The organism is Paenarthrobacter sp. PAE-2 (genome assembly GCF_026013155.1).
Classification (GTDB): domain Bacteria; phylum Actinomycetota; class Actinomycetes; order Actinomycetales; family Micrococcaceae; genus Arthrobacter; species Arthrobacter ureafaciens.
Genome location: NZ_JAPDNV010000069.1, coordinates 1 through 8423 on the forward strand (window position 1 = coordinate 1; position 8423 = coordinate 8423).

Below are 8423 nucleotides of genomic sequence, written 5' to 3' on the forward strand. Positions count from 1 at the left end.
ACCATCACCCCGCTCACCGCAGCCTAACCCGCCCCTACTTTCGTATTAGGTCGCAGCAGTGCGCGTTTTGAACGTTCAAAACGCGCACAAATGCGACCCAGTTGGGTGCCTGCGGACGCGAAAGCGCCCCGGGCGAATCGTGAAGGATTCGCCCGGGGCGCTTTGTTTTGTTGGAGCTAGGCCCCGATCGCGGACTTCATTTCATCCGAGGCCTTCTTGCCGGCTTCCTCAGTGGAGAGCCTGTCGAACAGGACCTCGGAGGTGTAGCGCTTGATGATTTCCTGGATGGCGCCGGCACCCTTCGGCGGAGCAGCGGGAGCTTCACCGAGCTCCGGCTGGATCTCGCTGATGAAGTCCACCACCTTGGTGTCCGCGGGAGCCAGCTTGGACTGGATTGCTTCGCGGACATCCGAGTTCGGGTACACGCCGCGGTCAGCCAGGAGGATTTCGCCTGCCTTGACGTTGTTGGTCAGGAAGTCGATGAACTTAGCGGTTTCCTCGGGGTGCTTAGTCCGCGATGATGCAGACCAGAACTGTGACGCCTTGTACCAGAGCTGGGCGTCTTCGGCCTTGCCGGTCTTTGACGGGAAGCGCAGGATCTCCAGTTCACCTCCGGCAGCCTTCTCCAAGGCGGGCAGCTGGTTGGACCACCAGAAGGCCATGCCGTTCTTGCCGGTTGCCAGTCCGCTCTGGTCAAGCGGCGCGGCTTCAGCTTCGATGATTTCCGACGCCGACGGTACAGCCTTCTTCTCGCTCAACTTCTTCAGGTTGTCCCAGTAGCCGGCGATGTCGGACGGCTCGAAGCCGAGCTTGCCGTCTTCGGTGTAGAGGGACTTGCCGTTTTGGCGCAGCCACACGCCGAGCGACGCTTCGTCAGTGCCGTAGGCTGCTGCACCGTAGGTGCCCTTGGGGGACTTCTCGGTAACCTCGGCGGCGATGCGCTCGAAGTCGTCCCAGGTCCAGGTCTTGTCATCCGGGAGCTCCACGCCGGCGGCCTTGAAGACGGCCGGGTTCGCGAGGATGGTTGCGGCGTTGATGCCGGCGGCAATGCCGGTGAGGCCCTTGGGACCCTTGCCCGCATTCAGGGCCGCTTCATCGAGCTTGGAAGTATCGATCTGGTACTTGGAAAGGTCAAGCAACGCACCGCGGCTGGAGTATTCGGTGATGTACTTTTCGTCCATCTGGATGATGTCCGGGGCGTCGTTGGCCGCCACCTGCGTAGCGAGCTTGTCCCAGTAGCCGGACCAGTCGCCGTATTCAGCCTTAATGGTGATATTCGGGTTCTCCGCTTCGAAGGCCTTGATGGCTTCCTGGGTCAGCTGTGCGCGCTTGTCCCCTCCCCACCAGGAGAAGCGAAGCTCCACCTTGCCGTCGGCGCTCTTTGCCTCCGACCCTCCACCACAGGCGCTGAGGGCCAGGACGGCTGCCGCCGTGGCTGCGATAATGGCGGAGGCGCGAAGTTTGCGCCCGGACTTCCTGGCCTTGGGCTCCTGCGCAGGCGTCTCCGGCGATGCTGCGCGGGCGACTGCTCCACCCTTTGGAAATAACGGCACTGTAGTCTCCGATCCTCTTTGATCCACTGTGGTGAGAAAGCGTTTTCTCATTGAATTTATGATACAAGTCACAATCTTGTGTGACAAGTATTTCTCGCTGACTGGATTGCATGGGAGGAGCCGGCACATACCGGCCCCTCCCCGCAGGCGGGGCGCCTGATTGGTCTACTTGATGCCCGTGGTGGCGATGCCCTTGATCAGGAATCGCTGGCCAAACAGGAACACCAGGAAAACGGGAAGCAAGGACACGATGGACATCGCGAACAGCGATCCCCAGCTGGTGGCGGACTGCGAGTCCACGAACGCGCGGAGGGCAACAGGAACCGTGAACATGTCCGGATCCGTCAGGTAGATCAGCGCGCTGAAGAAGTCGTTCCACGTCCAGATGAACGTGAAGATGGTGGTGGTGGCCAGGGCCGGGACCATCAAGGGAAGAATGACGCGGAGGAAGATCCTCGGATGACCGGCACCGTCGATCCTGGCAGCCTCGTCAAGCTCCTTCGGAATACCGCGAATGAACTGGACCATCAGGAAGACGAAGAACGCGTCCGTTGCCAGCAGCTTGGGAACGATGAGCGGCCAGAACGTGTTCACCCATCCGATCTGGGAGAACAGGATGTACTGCGGAACGATCACCACGTGGAACGGCAGCATGATGGTCAACAGCATGATGCCAAAGAACAGCTTCTTGCCCGTGAACTGAAGCCTTGCGAACGCGTACGCGGCCATGGAGCACGAAATCAGGTTGCCGATGATAGAGCCCAGCACCACGATCGCCGAGTTGACCATGTAGTGGCCGAACGGGTGAGTCAGCGCAGACCAACCGTCCGTGTAGTTGCTCATCTCCAGGTTCTGCAGCCAGAGGCCGGGCTCGCGGAAGATGAGGTCGTTGGGCCGCAGGGAGGAGACCACCATCCACAGCAGCGGGTAGATCATGATGCCACCCACCAGGATCAGGATGGCGTGCTTGATGAGTCCTTTGACGCGTGCGCTCCGGCTGAAGGCAAGGCCTCCGGGTGATTCACGGCGGCGCGGGGTCTTGCCGGGCTTGTCGGCGGAAGAACCGGATGCGGGAGGCAGGGTCTGAGTTTTAGTCATCGTAGAACACCCAATACTTTGAAGCGATGAAGTTGATGGCCGTGAAGGCACCGATGATGACCAGCAGGAACCAGGCCATCGCTGAGGCGTAGCCCATGTCGAACTGGCCAAAGCCCTTCTGGTACAGGTAAAGCGTGAAGAACATGGTGGAGTCCGACGGACCGCCGTTGCCGCCCGAGACGATGAACGCCTGCGTGAACGACTGGAAGGATCCGATGATCTGGAGCACGAGGTTGAAGAAGATGATCGGGCTCAGCATGGGAATGGTGATCCGCCAGAACTTCTGCATGGTGGTGGCACCGTCAACTTCGGCAGCCTCGTAGTACATGTTCGGAATCTGCCGAAGGCCGGCCAGGAAGATGATCATGGGGCTGCCGAAGGTCCACACGTGCAGCAGGATGATCGAACCTAGTGCGGTGTTGGGGTCCGAGATCCAGCCCGGCCCTTCGATGCCGATCATCGCAAGGACCTGGTTGACCAGGCCGGTGGTGCCGAAGATCTGCTTCCACAGGATGGCAACGGCCACCGAGCCGCCCAGGAGCGAGGGCAAGTAGAAGATGGAGCGGTAGAACGGGAGACCACGCAGCCCCTTGTCCAGGACCAGTGCAATCAGCAGTGCCACGGCCAGCTGCAGGGGAACACCCACCAGGACGTAAGTGAAGGTGACGCGCAGGGAGTTATGGAGCCGCGCATCGCCGAACATGCGGGCGAAGTTGTCCAGGCCAACCCAGGCCGGCGGCTGCAAGAGGTTGTAGTCCGTGAAGGACAGGTAGAGCGACATCAACATGGGGCCAACAGTGATGACCGCCAGGCCAAGCAACCACGGCAGAAGGAAGATGTAGGCGGCCTTGTTGTCGCGGCCGTTCGCCTTCTTCTCTTCCTTTGTCATGGGACCCTTGCGTCGGGTCATCGATGAGAGTTCACCAATCGCGCTCATTGCGTCCTCCCTGCGAGACCCTGAACGCCCGACGGCGCCTCAGGGTGATGCTTTTCGGCCATGTGGTCTCCTTTGGTCATCGTGGCCTGCCACGGAATTCGTGCTGGGACTTGCTGCCTTCCGGGACCGCCGGAGAAAACCGGCGCTGCCCTCTGATTTTCCGGGATTTCGATCCCGACGTTTAGCGGCTCCGTACCAAAGTAAACGTTTTCTTGACCCATGTACAGCCTTTTGCTAATTTTTGAGAAAGCGTTTTCTTAGAAGCGCCAATGCAAAGTTTTCCCCACGCTGAAGAAGCTCGGCGTGCGGTTTCGCACACCCTCCGCCCAGCGAAGCAGGACTCCCATTGTTCCCTATCAACCCAGTTCCCCAGGGCCCGCTACCATGCCGGTGACCGAAACGGCGGAACGCCCCGGCGCAATCGCCGGGTACGAAGATTGGCCGGACTACGCCGCGCGCAACACCGGTCCGGGTACAGGCTTCGAGGGAAGTTCGCCGGCGGCCCGGCAGCTTGCCTTGACGTTGGGCGTCCCCGCCGTCGGCGGGAACCTCGATTACACGGTGCACCGGGAAGTGGAACACGACGGCGTGGTCACCTCGTTCCTTGGCTGGCAGACCGGTTTTGGGCCCCGGACCGCCGCGTGGTTCGTGCGCCCCGCCGGAGCTTCGGGCCCCCTGCCCGGGGTCCTTGCCCTGCACTGCCACGGCGGCATCAAATCCCACGGTGCCGAACGGCTGGTGGCAATGCCCGACGGCGGAACCTCCTCCGCGCATCAGCGCGGCGCTGTGCCAGCAGGCCTGCGGACGACATTGTATGGGGGACGTCCGCTGGCAACCTGGCTCGCGCAGCAGGGCTTCGCGGTCCTGGCCCACGACGCCTTCATGTGGGGCAGCCGCGGTTTCACCCTCGACCCACTTCACTACCGCACGGCGCAGGCCGTTGCCGGACAGGAGGCACTGTGGCGGGAGGCCGGCGTCGTACCTTCATCGGCGGAACGGTATAACGTGGCGGCCGCGGCGCACGAGGAAACGGTAGCCAAAGCCGCCGCCCTCATGGGTACCACCGTGGCCGGGACCGTGGCCCACGACGATCTTTCCGCGCTCCATGTTTTGGCCGGCCTTCCCGGAGTGGATCCGGAGCGGCTGGGGTGCATCGGGTTCTCCGGCGGAGGCGGCCGGGCCTTGATCCTCGCCGGCCTCAGCCCGCTGGTGCGCAGCTACGTCGTCACATGCATGATGACCACCTTTGCCTCGCTCCTGCCCGCCTACCTGGACGCCCACTCCTGGCTGCTGCACTCCCCCGGGTTGGCGGAGCTGGGCGAGTGGCCTGACATCGCGTTACGGTCCCGGGCCGAGTCCTTATTGGTGCAGTACGCGCTTCGGGACGGCCTCTTTCCCGAGCAAGGGATGCGGGACGCGCACTCGTACCTCTCCCTCCATCTGCCCGGCAGGTACACCGGCACCTTGTGGGACGAACCCCATGTGTTTACCCCGGCCATGCAGGACGAGGCTGCCGCTTTCCTCGCGTCCGGGCTGCGCGAAAAACGACCCCATGCCACCACACCTTCAACTGATCCCGCTAGGACGGCCCCATGACCCTGCCCGCAACCGTGCCAGAACCATCGCTGACTCCCGGCCGCCTCCCCCGCATCGTGCTGGTGGGCGTGCATGGCTTCGGCGAACGGCACCTCGACAACATCTCCCGCCTGAGCTCGGCAGGCAAACTGGAACTCGTGGCGGTGGCCGATCCCATGCCGCCCGCCGATGGCCGGCTCCCCGCAGGAGTGGGCGTCTTTGACTCGCTCGAGGCCCTCCTGGCCGCTTACGGCACTGACAGGACTCCCGACGTCGTCATCATTTCCACCCCCATCCAAACCCACGCCCCCTTGGCCCTCAAAGCCCTGGCGGCCGGGGCGAATGTCTACCTAGAGAAGCCTCCGGTAGCGTCCATGGCGCACTACGAAGAAGTCCTGGCCGCAGCGCGTGCGGCGGGAAAGCTTGTGCAAGTGGGGTTCCAGAGCCTGGGCTCGCACGCCGTGCCTGCGATCCGGAACCTCGTGGAAACGGGCGCGATCGGCGAGGTCCGGGGCATCAGCGCCACGGGGGAATGGCTGCGCACCAAGGCCTACTTCAAGCGCTCCCGCTGGGCAGGAAAGCGACGCCTGGACGGAGTGGACGTGGTGGATGGCGTTGCGACCAACGCACTCGCCCATGCGGTTGCGACGGGGCTGCGCCTCGCCGGAGCGGAGACAGTGACCGATGTCCGGTCCGTGGACACCGACCTCTACAGGGCAAACCACACCGAGAGCGACGACACCACGGTGGTTCGGGTGGCCACCGCCGGGACCGTGCTCACGTGCGCCCTGACCCTCTGCGCGCCCGTGCAGTCGGCCCCCGCCGTCACGGTATACGGAACGCTGGGACAGCTCACGTTCTCCTACACCGAGGACCGCGTGGAGATCACCACCCCGGAGGGAACAAGGACCCAGGACTTCGCCCGGACGGACCTGCTGGAGAACCTCATCACAGCCCGCTCTGAGGAGGACCTGCTCAGTCCCCTCGCCAAAACCGGGGCCTACGTGGCGGTGCTGGAGGCCATCCGGACCGCCGAAGCGCCGCGGCTCATCGACGCGGCCCACGTCACCTGGGTGGGTGAAGGCGATGATGCCCACGCTGTTGTCCACGACGTCGGGTCGTGGATCCGGCGCGCCGCACTCGGGCACGCAACGTTTTCCGAACTCGGTGCCCCGTGGGCGTCCCCCGCGATCCGTCCTGCCGCTTGCATCGATGGAACCACGGTGGCCGTTTTCCAGGACGGCAGCACCGTCCGGCCCACGTCATCGCCGCGGCCCTACCTGCATCCCGTCAGCACCTTGGCGGGCACGGTGGTGACCGATCACGTCCCGGCGGACCACGTCTGGCATCTCGGCGCGGGAGTAGCCGTGCAGGACGTGAACGGCATCAATTTCTGGGGTGGCCGCACGTACACCCGTGACGCCGGCGCCTACGTCTGGCGCAAGGATCATGGCCGGATCGTCACCGAATCGGTTGACCACGGCGACGGCAGGCGCATGGAACAGTTGGGCTGGGTTGGCCCGGACGGCACACGTCTGATCGGCGAGCAGCGCGAGTGGCGATGGTCCGCCGTCGGGCAGTCCATCTGGCAACTGACGCTGGACTTCACGCTGCAGACGGCCACGGACGGGACGGTGCTGCTGGGCAGCCCGGGCTCGAACGGCCGGCTGCAAGGCGGCTACGGTGGCTTCTTCTGGCGCCTGCCCAAGGTTGCGGACGCCACCATCTGGACTGCTGACGCGCGGGGTGAGGATGCCGTCCATGGCAGCGTTGCGCCGTGGCTGGCATGGTCAGGAACGTTCGACGCCGGACGTCCGGCAGGCGGGCAAGGCACTGAATCCCTGGGCCACCCGGCCACGCTTGTGTTCCGGGCGTCCCCGCAGGCTCCCGACCCCTGGTTCGTCCGGCACTCGGGCTACCCGGGCGTGGGCCTCTCCCTTGCCTGGGAATCCCCCGTGGCCGTGGAACCCGGCGCGCCAGTCCACCGCACCGTCCGGGTCCTGATTGCCGACGGTTTCCTGGCTTCACACGACATTGATCAGCTCATCGCAACTTTGGGGGAAACGGCATGACCGCTCAAACGCAGACCACCCGCACCATTACCGCGTCCCGCACGGCACCAGGCAACGCTGCCGACCGTGCCATCAAGCGACGCCGTGTCCTGGACATCCTCGACGCCTCCGGCCGGGACTCCCTGCTGCTGACAAGCAACACCGCCCTGACCTGGTACCTGGATGGCAGCCGGGTGCACATCAGCCTGGCCGGTGACCCCATCGCCGCCCTGCTGGTTGATCGGACCGGCGACCACTTGGTCACGTTCAACAATGAAGCCGGACGGATCGCCGCCGAGGAACTGCCCGCGGACGTGAGCCTGCATACCGTCCCGTGGCACGGACCGCTGCACGCCACAGCCGCCGGGCTGGCCCCGGACGGAAACCCGCTGTTGGAAGGGGACGTCACCGCGGAATTGCGGGCTGCCCGGCAGCAACTCCTCCCCGCGGAGGCAGCCCGCTACGCTGCCTTGTCTGCCGATGCCGCCGCAGCGATGACGGACATCCTGGGCGAAGCAACCCCTGACACCACGGAATTTGAACTCGTTTCCCGCCTCGCCGCCCGCGTGGTGGCCGCAGGGGCCGAGCCGCTGGTCCTGCTCTGCAACGGTGCCGGACGGAGCGATTTCCGGCATCCCCTGGCTACCCATTCCCCCATCGGGCGGCGGGCGATGGCCGTTGTCTGCGCTCGACGTGACGGCTTGGTAGCCAACGTGACCCGGTGGGTGGCCTTCGACGCCGGCAGCCCTGCGGAGTTGGACGCAGAGGCCCGGATCGCCGCAGTGGAGGCAGATATCTTCCGCGCGACCGTCCCCGGGGTACGGCTGAATGAGGTCTTCACCGAGATCCAGCAGGCCTACGAACGTCACGGCTTCGGACCCGAGCAGTGGACGCTGCACCACCAGGGCGGCCCCGCGGGCTACGCCGGCCGGGATCCACGGGTGACCTCCGCGGTGACGGACACCATCGTGCTGAACCAGCCCTTCACGTGGAACCCCTCGGGCCCCGGGGTGAAGATCGAGGATACGGTGCTGCTCACTGACAGCGGACTCAAGATCCTCACCGTGGACGAGCGGTGGCCCACAACGGAAGTGGACGGCCGCCGTCGTCCGTTGACGCTGCGTCCGTAGGCACCCAACGCGACAACGCAAAAGTGGCGGGTCACCGGAAAAGTGACCCCCCACTTTTTGTGTTACCCCCCCCAAGTAA

The 8423-nt window shown here is 64.6% G+C and carries 6 protein-coding genes; 3 read left to right on the plus strand and 3 right to left on the minus strand.

Annotated features, from left to right (window positions below; genetic code table 11):
• Window positions 1-176: 176 nt before the first annotated feature.
• The 3 genes from OCL88_RS20470 to OCL88_RS20480 form a co-directional block, all read right to left on the minus strand.
• Complete coding sequence (locus tag OCL88_RS20470; RefSeq protein WP_264963764.1) at window positions 177-1553, minus strand: ABC transporter substrate-binding protein; 1377 nt, start codon at window positions 1551-1553, stop codon at window positions 177-179.
• Window positions 1554-1718: 165 nt separating this feature from the next.
• Complete coding sequence (locus OCL88_RS20475; protein WP_021474329.1) at window positions 1719-2651, minus strand: carbohydrate ABC transporter permease; 933 nt, start codon at window positions 2649-2651, stop codon at window positions 1719-1721.
• The gene (locus tag OCL88_RS20480; RefSeq protein ID WP_021474328.1) at window positions 2644-3588 is read right to left on the minus strand and encodes a carbohydrate ABC transporter permease; all 945 of its coding nucleotides are present in this window, start codon (window positions 3586-3588) and stop codon (window positions 2644-2646) included. The genes OCL88_RS20475 and OCL88_RS20480 overlap by 8 nt, the downstream gene beginning before the upstream one ends.
• Window positions 3589-3972: 384 nt before the next feature.
• On the opposite strand from OCL88_RS20480, the gene OCL88_RS20485 reads away from it, so the two are divergent.
• The 3 genes from OCL88_RS20485 to OCL88_RS20495 are packed head-to-tail and all read left to right on the plus strand — an operon-like array spanning window position 3973 to window position 8344.
• Entirely contained in the window at window positions 3973-5184 is a 1212-nt protein-coding gene (locus tag OCL88_RS20485) for an acetylesterase (RefSeq protein ID WP_264963765.1), read from the plus strand.
• Complete coding sequence (locus tag OCL88_RS20490) at window positions 5181-7235, plus strand: DUF6807 family protein (protein WP_264963766.1); 2055 nt, start codon at window positions 5181-5183, stop codon at window positions 7233-7235. Before OCL88_RS20485 ends, OCL88_RS20490 begins: the two co-directional genes overlap by 4 nt.
• Window positions 7232-8344, plus strand: a complete 1113-nt coding sequence (locus OCL88_RS20495; RefSeq protein WP_264963767.1) for a M24 family metallopeptidase — start codon at window positions 7232-7234, stop codon at window positions 8342-8344. The genes OCL88_RS20490 and OCL88_RS20495 overlap by 4 nt, the downstream gene beginning before the upstream one ends.
• The last annotated feature ends 79 nt before the right edge of the window (window positions 8345-8423 follow it).

Excerpts from the sequence above, each read along its gene's own strand:
- OCL88_RS20485 (WP_264963765.1), top strand. The coding sequence starts at position 3,973 with ATGCCGGTGACCGAAACGGCGGAACGCCCCGGCGCAATCGCCGGGTAC.
- OCL88_RS20490 (WP_264963766.1), top strand. The coding sequence starts at position 5,181 with ATGACCCTGCCCGCAACCGTGCCAGAACCATCGCTGACTCCCGGCCGC.
- OCL88_RS20495 (WP_264963767.1), top strand. The coding sequence starts at position 7,232 with ATGACCGCTCAAACGCAGACCACCCGCACCATTACCGCGTCCCGCACG.
- OCL88_RS20475 (WP_021474329.1), bottom strand. The coding sequence starts at position 2,651 with ATGACTAAAACTCAGACCCTGCCTCCCGCATCCGGTTCTTCCGCCGAC.
- OCL88_RS20480 (WP_021474328.1), bottom strand. The coding sequence starts at position 3,588 with ATGAGCGCGATTGGTGAACTCTCATCGATGACCCGACGCAAGGGTCCC.